The following is a 17,335-nucleotide window of genomic DNA, read 5'->3' as shown; positions in this document are numbered from 1 at the left end:
GTCCCATTGGGTCACCGTGTCTCGATCGCCAAGGAGGGCTGACGCATTTCCCAGCCCTGGCGTTCCAGTTCCGGGCTGTCGTGCAGCTCTTCGGGTAGGCCGATGCAGAAATAGCCGACCAGTTGCCAGCCCTCCGGCACCTGCAAATCACGGCTGAGCTGATCGGGATCCAGCACTGAAACCCAGCCCAGCCCCAATCCTTCGGCGCGCAGGGTCAGCCAGAACAGAGTTATGGCGGTGACCACCGAATAGCGCCGCATCTCGGGCATGGTGCCCGCGCCAAGGCCATGGCCCTGCGCGGTTTCATCGTCGCAATAGATCGCCAATTGCACCGGGGCCTCGCGCATGCCTGACAGCTTCAGGCCGGCATAGCGGCTGGCGCGCTCACCGGAATAACCGGCAAGAGCCTCTGCATTGGCGCTTTCAAAATTCTTCAGGGCTGCAGTCCGCGCGGCATCACTGGTGATGCGCAGGATGCGCCAGGGTTCGCTCAACCCCACCGAAGGGGCCAGCTGGATGGCGTTGAGGCAGCGCGCGAGCACTGCCTCATCAACCGGATCCTTGCGAAAGCGGCGCACATCGCGCCGCATCCGCATCAGATGGTCAAGCTGGGCGCGGAACGCCTCTGGAAAGGCACCATCAGGCACCTCCCCATCACGCCCCAAAGGGGGCAGGTCCCGCGACCCCATTGCCTTATTCCGCGTCTGCGGCTGGCTCGGCGGCCTTGGCTGCTTTTTCTTCAGCGCGTTCCTGGGCTTTCTTGCCAGGGGTACCCTTTTTAGGGTTGTTGCGCTCGGCCTTTTCACGAACGCCAGCGGCTTCGAGCATACGGGCGATACGGTCGGTGACCTGGGCGCCCTGGCCGAGCCAGTACTGAACACGCTCCATGTCCATTTTTACGCGCTCTTCGCTGTCTTTGGGCAGCAGAGGGTTGTAGGTGCCGAGCTTTTCAACAAAACGGCCGTCACGTGGCATGCGGCTGTCAGCAGCCACGATGCGGTAGAAGGGGCGTTTTTTCGAGCCGCCACGGGCCAGACGAAGTTTGATAGCCATGGGTAGTCTCCTTTGATGGCGTTTACAGGGAAGGCCCTGTTATTCCTGGTGTTTCTTGTGGTGTCTGATGACTTCCTGAATGATGAAATTCAGGAAAGCCTTGGCAAAATCGGGGTCCAGGTTGGCCCGTTTCGCCAAATCTTCGAGCCGCGCAATCTGCTTGGCCTCTCGGGTCGGGTCCGAGGGCGGCAGGTCATGTTCAGCTTTCAGCTGACCAACGGCCTGTGTGTGTTTGAACCGTTCGCCCAGCGTATAGACGAGGATGGCGTCCAGCCGGTCGATGCTCTCGCGGTGTCCCATAAGGATTTCGGCGGCGCGGGCTGCATCATCCAGATCGGACTGGGAGGTGTTGGTCGTATCAGTCAAGAGCCCATCCTTTTGGTTTGAACAGCGGGTCAGCATAGTGGCTGATTTCCATCTCGATCCCATGGGCAATCTGGCTGCCCTTCAGGACCTCTGGGTTGGGATGGCGATAGACCGCGTCATTGCCATCAATGGTGCTGGCTTCATGGTCTTTCACCGCGCCCAGGCGCTCTGCCAGGCGGATGGAATCGAGGTTCTTTGGGTCGAGGTAGCTGACAGCCGTTTCCCAGCCGAGCGTCTCGTAGAAATAGGCGCGGGCGGCATTGGTGGCTTCCAGCGCATAGCCGTGACCAGCTGCATCGGGCCAGATGATCCAGGCGATTTCCCGTTCGGGCCAGCCCGCAGGCATCCAGCCGCCGGCCATGCCGTAGGTTTCATCCGTGACTTTGTCGTGGATCATCCACATGCCAAAGCCGTGGATCTGCCAGTGACCGATTTCAGCCGCATAGAGCATCCAGGCCTCATAGGCGTTCAGTGGCCCGCCCATGAAACGTGCACGATAAGAGGAGAAGGTCGCCTCAAAATCCGGGTAATCCCTGGCTTCGGGGCCGCGCAGGATCAGACGTTTGGTCTCGATCACTGGAATGGTATGGCTCATGTCGTGGCCTCCACTATTGGATGGCGCCAGAGCTGACACCGCTTGCCCATCAGCTCGGCTTCGCGCTCAAACCGCGCGCCCAGACGTTCGGCCAGCGCCATGGAGCGCGTATTGGCATGGGCGATATAGCTGATGACGCCGTTCATGTTCTGGTGACCTGCCGCATAGGTGCGGGCAGCGGTTGCCGCTTCAAAGGCATAGCCCTTGCCCTCGGCCCCCTCAAACAGGGTCCAGCCCAGTTCGGGTTCATCCCAGGCGGGGGCAAAGATCATGCCGGTCCAGCCAATAAAGGAGCCCGAGGTTTTTTCCATGATATGCCACAGCCCATAGCCATTGAGCACCCAATGTCCCAGGCGTGAGACCAGCGAGGTATAGCTACCCATGGCATCACGTGGCCCGCCAACCATATGGCTGCGTTCCGTCTCAAAAAAGGCGGCCATGGGTTTCAGATCATCCAGCTGTGGCGCGCGCAGGATCAGCCGCTCGGTCTCAATCACAGGAATGGGCAGGGTCAGCGCAGTCATGCATAGCCCTCCATACCGCCAGCGGCGAGATCATCGGGGCTCATGTGGCGCCAGATTTCAAGGGTGCCCATGCGGACATGGGTGAAATCACCATCACGGCTTGCCCCCATGCGCTGCGCCACCGCCCGCGAGGCGTGGTTTTCAGGCGCGACCAAGCTGATCGCTGTTGTCCAGCCCAAGTTTTCATAGGCATAGGTCCGTGCGGCTGTCGCTGCCTCTGTGGCGTAGCCCTTACCGCCAAAGCCTTCGAACAGGTCCCAGCCGATTTCCGGCTCGGGCCAGCCTTCGGGGTTCCATAAGCCGATGATACCAGCAGGTTTGCCGGTTTCTTTTTCGACCAAAGTCCACCGTCCATAGCCCAGCATCTGCCAGTGGCCGATTTCTAGGGCCAGATGACGCCAGACCTGTTCCGGCTCCATTTGCCCTCCGACGAACTCAGCACGCGCAGACGCATAGAAGGCGCAGAGCGGCTCGAAATCTTCGAGCGCTGGCATCCGCATCACCAGGCGTTGGGTTTCTATGGTGGGAACCTGGATCATGTTACTTCTTTTTGCCAAAGCCAGAGAGACCACCGGGCAGGCCCATGCCGCCCATGCCACCTAGACCGGGCAATCCGCCGGGCAGGCCCTTGCCGCCCATGCCACCACCCATGGCTTTGGCTGCGGCTTCTAGCGCCTTGGGGTCCATCTGGCTGGGGTCCATGCCCGCCATATCGCCCATGCCGCCGCCCTTGCCGAGCATGCCTTTCATTGCCTGCTTCAGCATCTTGCCTTTGCCCATTTTGCCCATCTTCTTCATCATGTCCGACATCTGCCGGTGCATTTTCAGAAGCTTGTTGAGGTCCGAGACCTGCTGGCCGGAGCCCGCAGCAATACGTTTCTTGCGGCTCGCCTGCAGCAGCGCAGGGTTGGCGCGCTCTTTCTTGGTCATTGACTGGATCATGGCGATCTGGCGTTTGATCACCTTGTCGTCCATGCCGGCGTCCTGCACCTGCTTGGCCATTTTGCCCATGCCGGGCATCATCGACATCATGCCCTCCATGCCGCCCATCTGCTGCATCTGTTCCAGCTGCATCTTCAGGTCGTTCATGTTGAACTGACCCTTCATCATGCGCTTCATCATGCGCTCGGCCTGTTCGGCCTCGATGGTTTCCTGGGCTTTCTCAACCAGGGCAACAATGTCGCCCATGCCAAGGATCCGGCCCGCGACGCGCTCGGGCTCGAAGGTCTCGATGGCGTCCATCTTTTCGCCGAGGCCAACAAAGCGGATCGGCTTGCCGGTGACCGCGCGCATCGACAGCGCAGCACCGCCGCGCCCGTCACCATCCATCCGGGTGAGGACCACGCCGGAGATGCCGATCTTGGCGTCAAATTCTTCGGCGACCTCTACCGCGACCTGACCGGTCAGGCCATCGACCACCAGCAAGGTTTCGCGAGGCGAAACCACATCGCGGACGTCTTCGACTTCCTGCATCAGCACTTCGTCGATCTGCAGACGACCGGCGGTGTCGAGCATATAGACGTCATAGCCCCCCAGCGCGGCCTGCTGCTTAGCGCGTTTGGCGATATCGACAGGTTTCTGACCCGCAACGATCGGCAGGGTATCGACACCAATCTGGGCGCCCAGCACCGCCAGCTGTTCCATCGCCGCCGGGCGATAGACGTCAAGCGAGGCCATCAGAACCCGCTTGCCCTCTTTGTCCTTCAGGCGCTTGGCCAGCTTGCCGGTGGTGGTGGTCTTACCAGAGCCCTGCAGACCCACCATCAGAATGGGGGCGGGGGGGTTATCCACTTTGAGGGTGCCGAGGTCTTCGTCGCCGCGCAGCACGTCGACCAGCGCGTCATGCACGATTTTGACGACCTGCTGGCCGGGGGTCACCGATTTGGTCACCGACTGGCCTGTCGCCTGTTCCTGTACCTTTTTGACAAAGTCACGCGCCACCGGCAGCGAGACATCGGCCTCCAGCAGGGCAACACGCACTTCGCGCAGAGCGGTTTTGACATCTTCCTCAGAGAGGGCACCCTGTTTGGTCAGCCGGTCAAAGACCCCGGAAAGCCGTTCGGATAGATTTTCAAACATGGCTTACGGCCTCCTTTGCCGACTTCAAAACCAGACAGCCCCAATGTAGTGAGCGGGGTGCCCATGCACAATTGCCCCTTAGTCCTGATGTTAGCTGTGAGAGCAATCCAAACAGAATTGCCCCCACGGGCGTAACACGCTGGTGGAGGGCGATCCCCGACAGGTCAGGGACCGGAAGACTTAGAGGTGCTTCCGGATATCGGCCCTGCGTTACGTTGATTGGCCCTGGGAGTCAAGCGATGAGGGAGGTCGGGGGCAATCCTGGAGGTCTAGATGTGATTTGAGGCAGGCAGCCAGGTATTGATGCGCTGCGCTAGCCGCTTGGCCCCCGGTCCGCTGACATAGGCCGCCACAATTGGAACGCGGGTTGGCGAGCGCCCAATGGCGGAGGTGTTACTGTCCAACACCAATGTGGCACGGTACAGGGTGGACCTGTGGCCGTTCTGGTTTGATGTGGTCTCTTCGACCTCTACATGGGAGAGATCAGCCAGCGGATGGGTATTGCTGCTATAGCCAAAGACCGATTGGCGACGGATGGTGATTTTGTCTTCTGACCGGTCAAAGATAACCTGTACCCGTCTGACAAAGACACAAAAGGCAACAGCGCCAAGGCCGCCTCCGAGGCCACCAAAGAGCAGGCCGAACCATAGGTCTCCCTCCTCGCCACTGGCCACCAGAAAACCGGCGCCAACAAAGACAAGTATAAACAGGATCAACATGCTGCCTATCAGCCAGGGCCTGTTGGCGACGATGAGCTGCTCCGGAGTATCACGTATGATTCGCATCGTTATACTCTAGTGAAATGGGCTGTTCTGAGAAGGGCGGCCCTGCGCCGGGGCTTGACTCGACTGCTGGTGCGCTCCCAAAATTGCCAGACGGTCCCTTGGCCCAAGTGGCAAAGCTCATTGGCTGGTAGGGCGCCGTGAGGCAGCGATAGCATCAGGTAAGACAGACGAACGATTTTGTGTTCGTGAACCTCTCCGGGCAGCCATTTGGCTGAGGGAGGATCAAGAGAGATGCGTGTTTTCACTATATTGGGACCGTCGCAGTCCGGCAAAACGACCCTTGCGCGGGCCCTGGCGGATCTCGACGGGGCCATGGGCAAAAGGCAGGAAACAGCAACGGTTGCAGCGATGCAGCCGTTTTCTTTTATGGGCGAGGACTGGGCGGCGATTGAAATCGCTGGCGGTGCCGAGAATCAGGCGCAGGTTGGACCTGCGCTGACCGCCAGCGATGCGGCGGTGCTGTGTGTATCGGCCGATCCGGAGGCGGCTGTCCTGGCCGCGCCCTATCTGCGCCAGCTGGAAGAGTCGGGCATCCCCGCCTTCCTGTTTATCAACCGCATCGATCAGGCCACGGGACGCATCGCCGATATTGTCGCAGCCCTGCAAACCTATAGCAATCACAGCATCGTTCTGCGTCAGGTGCCGATCCGCGAAGGCGACCAGGTGGTCGGCGCGGTGGACCTGATATCTGAGCGAGCCTGGAAATACATCGAAGGCCAGCCCTCGGCCCTGATTGAGCTGCCGCCGGATATGCAGCAGCGCGAGAAACAAGCCCGGGGTGAGATGTTGGAGGCGCTGGCGGATTTTGACGATCATTTGCTACAGGAGCTGATCGAGGATCGCGAGGTTCTGGCTGAAGAGGCCTATGATATCGCAACCCGGGTGCTGCAACACGGCGACCTGTTTCCTGCCCTGTTGGGCGCGGCGGAACACAGCAACGGGGTCTTGCGCCTGATGAAATCGCTGCGCCATGAGGTGCCCCAAGTGGCGGCGACCCGGGCGCGACTGGCAAAGCTGGGAGAGGGATTGGCAGATGTGGTGGCCGTTGGCTGTATGGCGGATCAGGTCAAACACCTAGGTAAAACCGTACTGTTGCGCGCCCTCGATGGCGGCCTGGAACAGGGGGATGCGGTAGGGGGCAGCACCCTTGGCGGGCTGACCGGGCTGACTGCCGCAGGTGAGGGCAGAAATGGTGATCCCGGTAATGGCTCTGGCAGCACGACCCCTTCACGTGCCGGGCTGTCGGCTGGAGATATTGGCCAGGCGGTTAAATCGGACCACCTCAATCTTGGCTATTGCTATTCGGCCAATGGCAGTGCGGGCCTGCCAGACTGGGCCCAACCCCGGCCATCTACTTACCGCCGTTTGGTGATCCCGGTGCATGAACGCGATGAGACGCGATTGTCAGCCGCTCTGGATCGTCTGGTGGGAATCGATCCGGCGGTGCAGTTGGAGCAGGACGCGATCTCCGGGCGGGCCCTGTTGCATTTGCAGGGTCCGCTGCATCTGCGCCGGGTTCTTATCACGCTGGAAACGGAATTTGGCGTCGAAGCGATTGGCGAAAGGGTGCCGCCGGCCTTTTGTGAAACCATCAACAAGCCCATTGAGCTGCGCTACCGGCACCGCAAGCAGTCAGGCGGGGCCGGGCAGTTTGCCGATGTTCTGATCGAAATCCGCCCTCTGCCGCGCGGTGAGGGGTTTCAGTTCCATGAGACAGTCAAGGGCGGCGCAGTGCCAAGGGCCTATATCCCTTCGGTTGAGGCGGGTGTGCGCGAGGCGCTGCGGGAAGGCAACAATGGCCATCCGCTGGTGGATGTAGCGGTGACCCTGAAGGACGGCAAACACCATGCTGTGGACAGCTCTGATTTTGCCTTTCGCATGGCGGGGAAAAATGCAGTGCGGAGCGCTTTGGAGAAGGTCGACATCGTTCTTTTACAGCCAATCATGAAGGTCTCCATTCATGTGCCCTCGGTATTTTCCGGCGGTTTAATCCCTGTGGTGAGCAGCCTGAAGGGGCAGGTGCTCGGCTTTGCAACAGAGGAGGGGGCAGCGGGCTGGGATGTTCTGGAGGTGCTGCTACCGCTGGTGGCACAGGATGCCCTCTGTCACAATCTGGCCAGCGCCACCCGCGGCACCGGTTGGTTCGAGGCCAGTTTTGACCACTATGAGGAAACCAGGCAGGGGGAGCTGGCACCCGCTTGAACGCTTGTTTTAGGGTTTGGATGGCCGAAAGATGGCTTGGCTTTGCCCCTCTACCTGCAGCGCAAAGCCCTCCTCAACTGGCGTATCTCCTCTTGCGCGCCTTGTGGGTTTGCGCGATCTCATCGGGGTGCAAACACCACCGCTTTGGGGAGACTTGAAAAATGGATGCAGCCTCAGCCGCTCTGCCTGTCAGCTCGGATGCGCTCTTGGCGCAGCTCACGGAATGGGGGCTGTCTTATACATTGTTCACCCATGTGCCCCTGCGCACCGTGGAAGAGGCCAAGCAGGTCGAGGCAGAGATGCAGCAGCCCGGCGTCAGCAGCCTGAAAATCAAGAACCTCTACCTGCGGGACCGCAAGAAACGCAACTATCTGATTTCAGTCGAACAGGACCGCGAAATCGACCTCAAGGCCCTGAGCAAGGAGATCGGCTCTGGGGGTTTGAGTTTTGGCTCCAGTGACCGCCTGATGCAGAACCTGGGCATTCTTCCCGGCGCGGTGAGCCCTTTGGCAATGATCACCGGTGTCGATCAGGGGGTGACTTTCTACCTGGATGCGGCGGCGCGTCAGGTGGATGTGATCAATATGCATCCGCTGGTCAATGATCGCACCGTGGTGATGGCGCGGGATGATTTCTTTGCCTTTCTGGAGCGTATCGGCTGCGACCTGCATTGGATCTGACAGCGATCAGTCGGCGCCTATGATGTCAATTTTTTTCATTTGTTTCGCGCCTGTTTTGCACTCCCCGTAGATATCATGGGGGATTTGATGGCGACAATAAAAACACCGCCTCCTAAAGAGAGAGCGGTGTTCATATGTCATCTGTCAGTTTGGGGCTGACGACTTAGGCTGCCAGGGCTTCGATGGCAGATTTGGCCCGTTCCATCGAGCCCTCTGCATCCATCGACAGCTGATCTGCAGCGACCAGCTCAACATCTGTGATGCCGATAAAGCCAAGCACATGACGCAGGTAGGTCGTGGCAAAGTCGATATCCGACCCGGCCTGGGTGCCGCCAGAGGCGACCGCGATGATGGCGCGTTTACCTTCCAGCAGGCCAAGGGGGCCGGTTTCTGTATAGCGGAAGGTCACACCAACGCGGGCCACCAGATCAATCCAGGCCTTCAGCGTCGCGGGCACTGCAAAATTGTAGATCGGCGTGCCGATGACAATGGTGTCGGCCTGTTTCAGCTCCTCGATCAGAGCGTCAGACTGGGCCAGAAGCGCCTTTTGCTCATCGGTGCGCTGATCGGCTGGGGTGAAATTGGCACCGATCCAGGCTTCGTCGAGCAGTGGCAGGGGCGTGGCCAGGTCGCGGCGGATAATGTGGTCGGGCGCCAGGCGGGCCGTGATCTCGGCACTCAGCGAACGGGTGACAGAGTTTTCGGCGCGGGCGGAGGAGTCGATATGCAGAACGGTGGAGGACATGATCTGATTTCCCATTTGATGTTTCGTCTGCTTCACAAATGGGTTATAGCAAAAACGAACGCAATTGCTGTAACGGCACAGGTTTTGTGCAATTTTGCGCAGGGTGTGAAAGTCGGAACCTAACAAGCGGAAACAGAGCGAGGGCAGTGTCATGGAAAACTGGGATGAGGTTCGTACGGCCTATCAGGTGGCGCGTATGGGAACGGTCAGCGGCGCCGCCGAAGTTCTCGGGGTGCATCATGCAACAGTGATCCGTCACATTGATGCAATCGAGGCCCGTCTGGGCGTCAAACTGTTTCAGCGCCACGCCCGTGGCTATACGCCAACAGAATCGGGCCAGGATTTGCTGCGGGTGGCCCAGGCCACAGATGATCAGTTCAGCCAGTTGGTTGGCCGCCTGAAGGGCCAGGGGGATGAGGTCTCGGGCGAGCTGGTGGTGACCTCGCTTTCGTCGATGTCACATCTTCTGGTGCCAGTGCTGACCGAGTTTCAGCAGATGCATCCCGGTCTGGTCATCCGCTATCTCACAGGGGAGCGGCTGTTCCGGCTGGAATATGGCGAAGCCCATGTGGCGCTGCGGGCCGGCAATGCGCCGGATCAGCCAGACAATGTGGTGCAGCCCTTTTTGAAACAGAAGATCGGCCTGTTTGCCGCTCAGAGCTATGTGGATCAACACGGGCCGCTAAAAGGTGTCGACGACCTAAAAAACCACCAGTTTGTTGGCACCGACAATCAGGAGAGCCGCGCGCCCTTTAACAAATGGCTGCGCGAACACACCACAGAAGATACGATCATTTTCCGCTGTTCTGACGGTGTGGCGATGCAAGAAGCCGTTATGGCGGGCGCCGGGATTGGCTTTATGTCCATGTGGGAGGCTTCGCGTCGGCCGGGCCTGATCAAGATGATGGATTCGCAGGTCGAGTGGGAAGGCAGTCTCTGGCTGGTGACGCATGTGGATCTGCACCGCACCAATAAGGTTCAGAGTTTCCTCAGCTTCTTGAAAGAGCGGGCCAAGGCTTGGCAGGAATGAGTCCGGTTCAACGGGCACATGGCGCGATGCTGTTGTTTTCGGTCCTGGTGGCGGGGTCGTTTTCGCTGGGCGTGTTGATCGCCAATGATATCGCCCCCATGGCGCTGAATGCGGTGCGTTTTGTCATCGCAGCGGTGGTGATCGGGGCGGTGGCTGGGATTGGCGGCAAGTTGCGGCGCAGCCATTTCCGCGCCCCCTGGCGCTATCTGGTGATGGGGGCATTGTTTGCCAGCTACTTTGTGCTGATGTTTTACGGCTTGCAGACGGCAGATGCGGTCAGCGCTTCGGCCGTTTTTACCCTTACCCCGGTGCTCAGCGGTGTCTTTGGCTACCTGCTGCTGCGCCAGATCACAACGCCGCGCATGGCGCTGGCGCTGGGCATTGGCGCGGCAGGGGCGCTCTGGGTGATTTTTCGGGCGGATCTGGCGGCTCTGCGTGCCTTTGACATTGGCCAGGGCGAGATGATCTATTTTGTCGGCTGTGTCGCTCATGCGATCTATACGCCCGTGGTGCGCAAGCTGAACCGTGGCGAACCTGCGATTTCTTTTACCTTTGGCACCCTGATTGCCGGAGCACTGGTGCTGCTGCTGGTGGGCTGGGGCGATATCCGGACAACCCAGTGGGACTCGCTGCCGCTGCTGGTCTGGGTCGGAATTTTCTATGTGGCGATCTTTGCCAGCGCGATGACCTTTGTGCTGTTGCAGTTTGCCAGCCTGCATCTGCCTGCGGCCAAGGTCATGGCCTATACCTATCTGACGCCAAGCTGGGTGATCGTCTGGCAGCTAGCGCTGGGCAATCCGGCGCCAACCGGGCTGATCCTGGTGGGGATTGCGCTGACGGTGGTGGCACTGGTGCTGCTGTTGGAGGATGCTGCCAAGCCTGCGCCACGGGCCAAGGCCTGAGAGCGCGCTGTTAGATTTCGCTGATATCCGGTGTGGCGGGGTTGGCGTCCAGTTCGCTTTCCAGAAACCGCTCAAAGGCATCCAGATGCACGGGTTCAAACTGGCCAAAGCCCTGCATCCAGACCGAGGCTGCGCGCATGGCGTCGGGTTGTAGTTTGCACCACTTCACCCGCCCGCGCTTTTCCTGCGCTATGAGACCTGCGCGGCTCAGAATAGTGAGGTGCTTGGAAATGGCCGCCAGCGACATCTCAAATGGCTCGGCCACGTCCGTCACCGCCATATCATCCTCCAGCAACATGGTGAGGATGCTGCGGCGGGTTGGATCGGCCAGGGCGGCAAAGACGGTATCAAGTTCGCTGGACATGTGGCGCACAGTATGCGGCTGCGGAGATAAAGAAAAGCAGGCAGCAATGCGAAGCGCTTGCGCCTGAGCCTAAACACCCTGGGCCAGAATGATCGCGCCTGATATCAACAGCAACAGCAAGACCGCCTGGCGAAAACGCGCGTCACTGACGCCCCTGAAGGCCCTGACACCGAGAAGTGTCCCGATGATTGTAAAGGGAGCAGAGATTGCTGCATAGATCACCAACGCGCTGTCCAGCTTACCGATCACAAGCATGGCGAGGCTGGCGAAACCCAGTACCAGTAGATTGAAAGGCTGATACCGCGCCCGCTGTTGGCCGGCAGAAAACCCTCGGAGCTGCAACCAGACCAGCGGTAAGACACCGGAAAGCCCGGCAAACCCGCCCAAGACACCGCTGGCAAATCCGACAGCTCTATCGGCCAGCCCTTCGGGAGAGGCAGAGGCGGCGGGTCGCGGCCATCCTGCAAATTGCAAAAGGGTGTAGACCACCAAAAAGCCGCCAATAATGGTTTTGACCAAAGTCGGCTCCATCAGGGTCAGGATGGCAGCGCCAAACGGAACGCCAAGAATGCCCCCGGACAGCAGGTAGCTGCTTTTGCGCCAGTTCAGTTCAACCGACAATTTCAACAGCCCGATAAGCTGCCCAACCAAAGCCGAGATGATAATCAGCGGTGGGACGATATGGGCTGGCAAAACGAGAAACCAGAAGCCGGAGGCCACAAGCGCGGTGCCAAAGCCGGCAAAGCCATTGATAAAGCCCGCCGCCGTTGCGCCCGTCGCCAAGGCCAAGAGTAACTGGATTTCGATCGGACTGCTCCCTGCTCACAATCGCCACCTTCCGCCGGACACGGAGGAATGGCAAGTGGACACAGGGTTTTGGGCGCTTGGGGCGTCGGAGTGCTGGTGAATCCAAAATCAACCGAATGGTTGAATAAGCGGAATGGGCCTCTCAACCCGTCACCAGACCCTGTGCGGTAAGGTGGGGACTCCAGTTTAGATCCTTAAACCATTACTTTTCAGATACTTAAAGAATTTTCACCTGCGACGCTTGAACAATTGACTCTGAAGCCCCAGCGCCTTAGCACCTCTCATAGAAATCGCGTGAGGATGGCGCCCGTGACAGATGATGACCAAAAGCAGCGCATGGCGCAGCTGGAGGCAAAGCTGGCAGCGGCGCGTAAGGCCCAAGAGCCCAAGCCGCGCGTTGATGAACACTACTCTCTGGCCAATCAGGCCTGGCGGATGGTGATAGAATTGGTGGTCGGTCTTGGGATCGGCTTTGGCATCGGATACGGCTTGGATCGCCTCTTTGGCACCCTGCCGATCTTTATGGTGCTGTTTATACTGCTGGGACTTGCCGCTGGCGTGAAGGTGATGCTTCGCACCGCGCAGGAGATCCAGGAACAGAAACTGGCCGAACAGGCCGATGAAAATGCAAAGGCTCAGGACTGATCGCGTGATCAACACCTGACGACAGGAGAAGCGGAACGATGGGCAAGCTGTTCTTTTACGTAGCATTGGCACTGGTAGTAGTGTCTGGCTTGATTTTTGCACCTGAGCATGCGGCTCTGGCGATCCACCCGATGGATCAGTTCAACGTGGCCTCCCTGACTGGCGGCGCAGTGAGCACCTTCGCAATCACCAATGTCACCCTCTGGCTTGCCCTGGCCGTTGTCTGCGTCTTCCTTCTGATGGTTGTTGGCTCTTCGCGCCGCGCCATCGTGCCCAGCCGGGCCCAGTCGATCGCGGAACTGACCTACGGTTTCATCTACAAAATGGTTGAAGACGTTGCCGGCAAAGATGGCGTCAAGTTCTTCCCCTATATCATGACCCTGTTCATGTTCATCCTGATGGCCAACTTCCTCGGCCTGATCCCGATGTCCTTCACCACCACCTCGCATATCGCTGTCACCGCGATCCTGGCGGGCCTGGTGTTCTTTACCGTCACCATTGTTGGCTTTGTCAAAAACGGTGTTGGTTTCCTTGGCCTCTTCTGGGTATCCAGCGCGCCTCTGGCACTGCGCCCCATCCTGGCCATCATAGAACTCATTTCCTACTTCGTACGCCCCGTGAGCCACAGCATTCGTCTGGCTGGCAACGTCATGGCGGGCCACGCGGTTCTGAAGGTGTTCGCAGGTTTTGCAGGTGCTCTGGGCCTGTTCAGCTTCCTGCCGATCTTTGCCATCACCGCAGTCTACGCCCTCGAAGTTCTGGTGGCCTTTATCCAGGCCTATGTCTTTACCATCCTGACCTGCGTGTATCTGAAAGATGCGCTGCATCCGAGCCACTAAGGTCTAGATCAACAAGTTACCGGATGATCCGTTCCTGGGTCATTCGGGTCCCAAATCACCACATTCCATCGTAAGGAGAATACCCATGGAAGGCGATATCGCACAACTCGGTCAGTTCATCGGCGCAGGCCTCGCAGCAATCGGTTCCGGCGCAGCCGCGATCGGTGTTGGCCACGTAGCCGGCAACTTCCTGGCAGGCGCACTGCGCAACCCTTCGGCAGCAGCCGGCCAGACAGCTACTCTCTTCATCGGCATCGCCTTTGCAGAAGCCCTGGGCATCTTCTCGTTCCTGGTTGCTCTGCTGCTGATGTTCGCAGTCTAAGACCTTAGGACACTTTATCCTTACGGTCGGGCGGTAGGCCCAACGGCCCACCGCCCGATGTAACGGCAAGTTCCCTAGGAGGACGACATGGCATCTAATACACAAGACGCAGCTCACGGCGCCGCCGAATCTGCTCCGGGCATGCCGCAGCTGGATTTCTCGACCTTCGGGAACCAGATTTTCTGGCTGGCAATCGCGCTCGTCGCGATCTACCTCATTCTGTCGCGTGTCGCGCTGCCCCGCATTGCTGCGGTTCTGGCAGAGCGTCAGGGGACCATCACCAACGACCTCGCCGCGGCTGAAGATCTGAAAGCCAAGGCAGTTGAAGCCGAAGACGCTTATAACAAGGCCCTGGCAGACGCCCGCGCCGAGGCACAGCGTATCGCCGCCGAAACACGCGCCGAAATCCAGGTTGGTCTGGACGAAGCCATTGCCAAGGCGGACGAACAGATTTCTGCAAAAGCAGCCGAATCTGAAAAAGCCATTGGCGAGATCAAAGCTGGCGCGCTGGAAAGCGTGAAAGTAGTGGCCGCCGACACCGCCGAAGCACTGGTTGCAGCGCTGGGTGGTAAAGCAGATGCAAAAGCAGTCGCAGCCGCGGTTGCCGACCGGATGAAAGGTTAAGGACATGCGCACAGTTCTGGCAATTGCCCTCACCCTTGGTGCCACCAGCCCAGCTTTTGCGGCTTCTGGTCCTTTCTTCTCGATGAGCAACACCAACTTTGTTGTTCTGCTCGGCTTCCTTCTGTTTGTTGGCATTCTGCTTTTTGTCAAAGTGCCTAGCCTGTTGGGTGGCCAGCTGGACGCCCGCGCCGAAGGCATTCAGAAAGAGCTGGACGAGGCCCGCGCTCTACGGGAAGAAGCCCAGACCATTCTGGCCTCTTATGAGCGCAAGCAGCAGGAAGTTCAGGCTCAGGCGGATCGCATCGTGGCTTCGGCCCGTGAAGATGCAGCGGCTGCTGCCGAAGACGCCAAGGCCGAGCTGGAGCAATCCATTGCCCGTCGTCTGGCGGCTGCGGAAGAGCAGATCGCTTCTGCCGAAGCTTCGGCTGTCAAGGAAGTCAGCGATCAGGCCATCACCATTGCAGTTGCTGCAGCCGATCAAGTGATCGCCAAGCAGATGACCGCGACGGAGGCCAACAAGCTGATCGACGCTGCTATCACCGACGTCAACGACAAGCTGCACTGACCTGATCAGGTCACGTCAGCTGAGTATCAAAAACCCGGTCCTTGTGGCCGGGTTTTTGACTGGTTTTGAAGGCAATCTTCCCTGACCTTCGGATAGCTACCTGTTGGTGAAGCTTGTCACAGCTGCCTAGAGATCGCCTGAGGTACCACCAAAAATGGCTGGTTTGTCTCGCAGGAGCAGGGCAAGTAAGGCTTGTTCTAATCCATAAACCAGGGAGCGCGCGTATGTCTGGCTATGTTCTTTTTCATTACAACATCATCGACAGGTCCCGGATCGATGAGCTGGGCCCAATGTCGGCACCAATCGTAGAGAAGTACCAAGGCGAGCTGATTGTCGCCAGTCCGGTAAAACCCGTTAAGGGTTCGACGCCTTATGCGGGCATGGTGATGTATAAGTTTTCCAGTTTTGAAACGGCTTTGGAGTTCTATCACTCGCCTGAAATGACAGAGCTCGCGAAGTTCAGAAACCAAGTGATTGAGGGTTTTGCGACAGTAATACCGGGTCATTCTGAAACAGCGACTGTGGTGGATTCCGGCTATTTTGAATAGCCCAGAGGCGAAAACTTCAGAAAACCACCGCCTCCGAACCGAGGGGGAAGCAAAGCGCCGCCCCCTTGGGGGTGGTTCGGGCGCTGCCAAAGCGACACTTTGGCAATTGGCGAAACACTTGATTGTTGCCATCCTTGAAGGGCAGCTATGCGGACAAAGCGCTATTTCGCTGCAGTTGCGCCAATGTCTGCTTCAGCGCACAGAACTCAAATGTGTTGATAGACGACCGATATGTCACAAGCCAAAGTAGTTTCGAAACTGCGTATCGTATCATCTGAAAGCAGCCCAAGGTTTGGGTTCATAGCACTCAATGCGAAACGTCCGAAGACTTGATGAAATTCATAGACCAGCGCATCAAGCGAAGCGAATGTCGAACAACAAGGCAGCTGGAATTCACTTAGCCGGAAACCTTCGGATTCGTCATAGTCTGAAGACATTGCCGCACCCCACCAATCAAGCTCGATATGAGCGGAGCACCTAGGACATGAAATGGTTTCAAGGTTTGTGCCGCAATCAAAGAATTGGACATGCTCACTTTGAACAATTTCAATTTCATCAGCCCCAGGCGCCAGTTCCTTAAAGAATTCGAGTGCAGCCTGGGCGTTTTCCGGTGAAGGAACTTGTTCCGGCAATTTAGGAACGATCAAAATCCAATTGTCAGACATAGTTTGAACTTTCGCGTACTTGTAAAGAAATCGCATACTAGACCTTCGTGCATTCCGCAGTCATCAATGACTTTGGGCTCTAAGCCGACCTTCGCTGCAGTATACGTTTTGCGACTCTGAACGATCAGCAGACTACTTTTTCCCGCTCTCATGCTCCAGCCGCTGCTGGGCGATCTCGGCGTTGCGTTCGGTGCGCTGGTGGTCGATCAGCGACTGTTTCACATAGTCCAGATGCGCCTCAACGGCAGCTCGCGCGGCTTCCGGGTCGCGGGCCTGTAGGGCTGCATTGATGGCGCTGTGCTGCGCCAATAGCACCTCGAATGTGGTGTGGCGGCTGAACATGATACGGCGGTTGTAAAACACGCCTTCGTGCAGCAGATCAAACATCGACCGCATCATATGCAGCATCACCACATTGTGGCTGGCGTCCATGATGGCGGAATGAAACTGCGCGTCCAGACTGGCGGCCTCGTCCGAGACAGAAGGGTCGCCCGCGGCGACCATTTTGTCGAAGATGGCCTGGATCAGTTTCAGATCAGCATCCGAGCCAAACTTGGCAGCGCGCTCGGCGGCCAGCCCCTCCATGTCGCGGCGAAAGCTGAGGTAGTCAAACACCGCCTCGTCATGGCGGGCAAACAGCCGGATCAGCGCTGGTGAAAAGGCAGAGCCCAGCACATCGGCCACAAAGATCCCGGATCCTGCCTTGGCAGTGAGCAAGCCACCTTCCTGCAACTCGGCGATGGCATCGCGCAACGAGGGGCGCGAAACCCCCAGACGCTCAGCCAATTCCCGTTCCGAGGGCAGGCGTTCTCCTGGCAACAGGATGCCCCGCAGGATCAACTGTTCGATCTGGCGCACCACAGAAGCAGAGAGTTTCTCGGGTTGGACTTTTTGAAACGGCATGGGGGCCTCTGGCTGATCTTGGAAAAGCAGTACTGCTTGGGTTGCCTGCCTAATTGGTAAAAACATATGACCGCAGCCAGCGCAAGGCCGCA

The 17,335-nt window shown here is 58.6% G+C and carries 23 protein-coding genes; 10 read left to right on the top strand and 13 right to left on the bottom strand.

What is annotated here, in order from left to right; all coding sequences use genetic code 11:
- Positions 1-11: 11 nt before the first annotated feature.
- The 8 genes from bluB to ED661_RS01035 all read right to left on the bottom strand — a co-directional run bounded on the left by bluB (position 12) and on the right by ED661_RS01035 (position 5,402).
- On the bottom strand, positions 12-689 hold the full coding sequence (bluB, locus tag ED661_RS01070) for a 5,6-dimethylbenzimidazole synthase (RefSeq protein WP_122072105.1): 678 nt from the start codon (positions 687-689) through the stop codon (positions 12-14).
- Positions 690-693: 4 nt separating this feature from the next.
- Positions 694-1,053, bottom strand: coding sequence for a 30S ribosomal protein S16 (gene rpsP, locus ED661_RS01065; RefSeq protein WP_122072104.1), 360 nt, complete (start codon positions 1,051-1,053; stop codon positions 694-696).
- Between the two features lie 39 nt (positions 1,054-1,092).
- Positions 1,093-1,419, bottom strand: coding sequence for a chorismate mutase (locus ED661_RS01060; protein ID WP_122072256.1), 327 nt, complete (start codon positions 1,417-1,419; stop codon positions 1,093-1,095).
- On the bottom strand, positions 1,412-2,014 hold the full coding sequence (locus ED661_RS01055; protein WP_122072103.1) for a GNAT family N-acetyltransferase: 603 nt from the start codon (positions 2,012-2,014) through the stop codon (positions 1,412-1,414). Before ED661_RS01055 ends, ED661_RS01060 begins: the two co-directional genes overlap by 8 nt.
- Positions 2,011-2,538, bottom strand: coding sequence for a GNAT family N-acetyltransferase (locus tag ED661_RS01050; RefSeq protein WP_122072102.1), 528 nt, complete (start codon positions 2,536-2,538; stop codon positions 2,011-2,013). Before ED661_RS01050 ends, ED661_RS01055 begins: the two co-directional genes overlap by 4 nt.
- On the bottom strand, positions 2,535-3,077 hold the full coding sequence (locus tag ED661_RS01045) for a GNAT family N-acetyltransferase (protein ID WP_122072101.1): 543 nt from the start codon (positions 3,075-3,077) through the stop codon (positions 2,535-2,537). The genes ED661_RS01050 and ED661_RS01045 overlap by 4 nt, the downstream gene beginning before the upstream one ends.
- 1 nt (position 3,078) lies before the next feature.
- The gene (gene ffh / locus ED661_RS01040) at positions 3,079-4,617 is read right to left on the bottom strand and encodes a signal recognition particle protein (protein WP_122072100.1); all 1,539 of its coding nucleotides are present in this window, start codon (positions 4,615-4,617) and stop codon (positions 3,079-3,081) included.
- 269 nt (positions 4,618-4,886) lie between these two features.
- On the bottom strand, positions 4,887-5,402 hold the full coding sequence (locus ED661_RS01035) for a hypothetical protein (protein ID WP_122072099.1): 516 nt from the start codon (positions 5,400-5,402) through the stop codon (positions 4,887-4,889).
- 231 nt (positions 5,403-5,633) lie between these two features.
- Between ED661_RS01035 and ED661_RS01030 the strand changes: the two genes are divergently transcribed.
- Entirely contained in the window at positions 5,634-7,604 is a 1,971-nt protein-coding gene (locus ED661_RS01030; protein WP_122072098.1) for an elongation factor G, read from the top strand.
- A 161-nt stretch (positions 7,605-7,765) separates the two neighbouring features.
- Complete coding sequence (locus ED661_RS01025) at positions 7,766-8,284, top strand: prolyl-tRNA synthetase associated domain-containing protein (protein ID WP_122072097.1); 519 nt, start codon at positions 7,766-7,768, stop codon at positions 8,282-8,284.
- 163 nt (positions 8,285-8,447) lie between these two features.
- Here ED661_RS01025 and ED661_RS01020 read toward each other — a convergent pair whose 3' ends face one another.
- Positions 8,448-9,029 (bottom strand): FMN-dependent NADH-azoreductase, encoded by a 582-nt coding sequence (locus tag ED661_RS01020; RefSeq protein ID WP_122072255.1) that lies wholly within the window; start codon positions 9,027-9,029, stop codon positions 8,448-8,450.
- Between the two features lie 151 nt (positions 9,030-9,180).
- Between ED661_RS01020 and ED661_RS01015 the strand changes: the two genes are divergently transcribed.
- Positions 9,181-10,059 carry a LysR family transcriptional regulator gene (locus ED661_RS01015; RefSeq protein WP_122072096.1) on the top strand — a complete coding sequence of 293 codons (879 nt, stop codon included), beginning with the start codon at positions 9,181-9,183 and terminating at the stop codon, positions 10,057-10,059.
- Positions 10,056-10,961 carry a DMT family transporter gene (locus tag ED661_RS01010; protein ID WP_122072095.1) on the top strand — a complete coding sequence of 302 codons (906 nt, stop codon included), beginning with the start codon at positions 10,056-10,058 and terminating at the stop codon, positions 10,959-10,961. The genes ED661_RS01015 and ED661_RS01010 overlap by 4 nt, the downstream gene beginning before the upstream one ends.
- Positions 10,962-10,971: 10 nt before the next feature.
- Here ED661_RS01010 and ED661_RS01005 read toward each other — a convergent pair whose 3' ends face one another.
- Both ED661_RS01005 and ED661_RS01000 read right to left on the bottom strand, forming a co-directional pair.
- Positions 10,972-11,325 (bottom strand): helix-turn-helix transcriptional regulator, encoded by a 354-nt coding sequence (locus ED661_RS01005; RefSeq protein ID WP_122072094.1) that lies wholly within the window; start codon positions 11,323-11,325, stop codon positions 10,972-10,974.
- 69 nt (positions 11,326-11,394) lie between these two features.
- Positions 11,395-12,114 carry a sulfite exporter TauE/SafE family protein gene (locus ED661_RS01000; RefSeq protein ID WP_216822427.1) on the bottom strand — a complete coding sequence of 240 codons (720 nt, stop codon included), beginning with the start codon at positions 12,112-12,114 and terminating at the stop codon, positions 11,395-11,397.
- 318 nt (positions 12,115-12,432) lie between these two features.
- On the opposite strand from ED661_RS01000, the gene ED661_RS00995 reads away from it, so the two are divergent.
- From ED661_RS00995 to ED661_RS00970, 6 genes are all read left to right on the top strand, one after another.
- Positions 12,433-12,777 carry an AtpZ/AtpI family protein gene (locus ED661_RS00995; RefSeq protein WP_174214154.1) on the top strand — a complete coding sequence of 115 codons (345 nt, stop codon included), beginning with the start codon at positions 12,433-12,435 and terminating at the stop codon, positions 12,775-12,777.
- Positions 12,778-12,815: 38 nt separating this feature from the next.
- Positions 12,816-13,616 (top strand): F0F1 ATP synthase subunit A, encoded by an 801-nt coding sequence (locus tag ED661_RS00990; protein ID WP_054460043.1) that lies wholly within the window; start codon positions 12,816-12,818, stop codon positions 13,614-13,616.
- 85 nt (positions 13,617-13,701) lie between these two features.
- Positions 13,702-13,938, top strand: a complete 237-nt coding sequence (locus tag ED661_RS00985) for a F0F1 ATP synthase subunit C (RefSeq protein ID WP_008205040.1) — start codon at positions 13,702-13,704, stop codon at positions 13,936-13,938.
- An 87-nt stretch (positions 13,939-14,025) separates the two neighbouring features.
- A complete protein-coding gene (locus ED661_RS00980) occupies positions 14,026-14,562 on the top strand; it encodes a F0F1 ATP synthase subunit B' (RefSeq protein ID WP_122072092.1) in 537 nt (178 codons plus the stop codon).
- A 4-nt stretch (positions 14,563-14,566) separates the two neighbouring features.
- The gene (locus tag ED661_RS00975; protein WP_122072091.1) at positions 14,567-15,127 is read left to right on the top strand and encodes a F0F1 ATP synthase subunit B; all 561 of its coding nucleotides are present in this window, start codon (positions 14,567-14,569) and stop codon (positions 15,125-15,127) included.
- Between the two features lie 224 nt (positions 15,128-15,351).
- A complete protein-coding gene (locus tag ED661_RS00970; RefSeq protein ID WP_122072090.1) occupies positions 15,352-15,675 on the top strand; it encodes a DUF1330 domain-containing protein in 324 nt (107 codons plus the stop codon).
- Positions 15,676-15,881: 206 nt separating this feature from the next.
- Here the strand turns inward: ED661_RS00970 and ED661_RS00965 are convergent, their stop codons facing one another.
- On the bottom strand, positions 15,882-16,340 hold the full coding sequence (locus ED661_RS00965) for a hypothetical protein (RefSeq protein ID WP_162929990.1): 459 nt from the start codon (positions 16,338-16,340) through the stop codon (positions 15,882-15,884).
- A 132-nt stretch (positions 16,341-16,472) separates the two neighbouring features.
- Positions 16,473-17,243, bottom strand: coding sequence for a FadR/GntR family transcriptional regulator (locus ED661_RS00960; RefSeq protein ID WP_122072088.1), 771 nt, complete (start codon positions 17,241-17,243; stop codon positions 16,473-16,475).
- Between the last annotated feature and the right edge of the window lie 92 nt (positions 17,244-17,335).

This window comes from Pseudophaeobacter sp. EL27 (assembly GCF_900313025.1).
GTDB lineage: Bacteria > Pseudomonadota > Alphaproteobacteria > Rhodobacterales > Rhodobacteraceae > Pseudophaeobacter.
This window is presented reverse-complemented; position numbering and strand designations above follow the sequence as displayed.

Excerpts from the sequence above, each read along its gene's own strand:
- bluB (WP_122072105.1), bottom strand. The coding sequence starts at position 689 with ATGGGGTCGCGGGACCTGCCCCCTTTGGGGCGTGATGGGGAGGTGCCT.
- rpsP (WP_122072104.1), bottom strand. The coding sequence starts at position 1,053 with ATGGCTATCAAACTTCGTCTGGCCCGTGGCGGCTCGAAAAAACGCCCC.
- ED661_RS01055 (WP_122072103.1), bottom strand. The coding sequence starts at position 2,014 with ATGAGCCATACCATTCCAGTGATCGAGACCAAACGTCTGATCCTGCGC.
- ED661_RS01050 (WP_122072102.1), bottom strand. The coding sequence starts at position 2,538 with ATGACTGCGCTGACCCTGCCCATTCCTGTGATTGAGACCGAGCGGCTG.
- ED661_RS01045 (WP_122072101.1), bottom strand. The coding sequence starts at position 3,077 with ATGATCCAGGTTCCCACCATAGAAACCCAACGCCTGGTGATGCGGATG.
- ffh (WP_122072100.1), bottom strand. The coding sequence starts at position 4,617 with ATGTTTGAAAATCTATCCGAACGGCTTTCCGGGGTCTTTGACCGGCTG.
- ED661_RS01035 (WP_122072099.1), bottom strand. The coding sequence starts at position 5,402 with ATGCGAATCATACGTGATACTCCGGAGCAGCTCATCGTCGCCAACAGG.
- ED661_RS01030 (WP_122072098.1), top strand. The coding sequence starts at position 5,634 with ATGCGTGTTTTCACTATATTGGGACCGTCGCAGTCCGGCAAAACGACC.
- ED661_RS01025 (WP_122072097.1), top strand. The coding sequence starts at position 7,766 with ATGGATGCAGCCTCAGCCGCTCTGCCTGTCAGCTCGGATGCGCTCTTG.
- ED661_RS01020 (WP_122072255.1), bottom strand. The coding sequence starts at position 9,029 with ATGTCCTCCACCGTTCTGCATATCGACTCCTCCGCCCGCGCCGAAAAC.
- ED661_RS01015 (WP_122072096.1), top strand. The coding sequence starts at position 9,181 with ATGGAAAACTGGGATGAGGTTCGTACGGCCTATCAGGTGGCGCGTATG.
- ED661_RS01010 (WP_122072095.1), top strand. The coding sequence starts at position 10,056 with ATGAGTCCGGTTCAACGGGCACATGGCGCGATGCTGTTGTTTTCGGTC.
- ED661_RS01005 (WP_122072094.1), bottom strand. The coding sequence starts at position 11,325 with ATGTCCAGCGAACTTGATACCGTCTTTGCCGCCCTGGCCGATCCAACC.
- ED661_RS00995 (WP_174214154.1), top strand. The coding sequence starts at position 12,433 with ATGGCGCCCGTGACAGATGATGACCAAAAGCAGCGCATGGCGCAGCTG.
- ED661_RS00990 (WP_054460043.1), top strand. The coding sequence starts at position 12,816 with ATGGGCAAGCTGTTCTTTTACGTAGCATTGGCACTGGTAGTAGTGTCT.
- ED661_RS00985 (WP_008205040.1), top strand. The coding sequence starts at position 13,702 with ATGGAAGGCGATATCGCACAACTCGGTCAGTTCATCGGCGCAGGCCTC.
- ED661_RS00980 (WP_122072092.1), top strand. The coding sequence starts at position 14,026 with ATGGCATCTAATACACAAGACGCAGCTCACGGCGCCGCCGAATCTGCT.
- ED661_RS00975 (WP_122072091.1), top strand. The coding sequence starts at position 14,567 with ATGCGCACAGTTCTGGCAATTGCCCTCACCCTTGGTGCCACCAGCCCA.
- ED661_RS00970 (WP_122072090.1), top strand. The coding sequence starts at position 15,352 with ATGTCTGGCTATGTTCTTTTTCATTACAACATCATCGACAGGTCCCGG.
- ED661_RS00965 (WP_162929990.1), bottom strand. The coding sequence starts at position 16,340 with ATGTCTGACAATTGGATTTTGATCGTTCCTAAATTGCCGGAACAAGTT.
- ED661_RS00960 (WP_122072088.1), bottom strand. The coding sequence starts at position 17,243 with ATGCCGTTTCAAAAAGTCCAACCCGAGAAACTCTCTGCTTCTGTGGTG.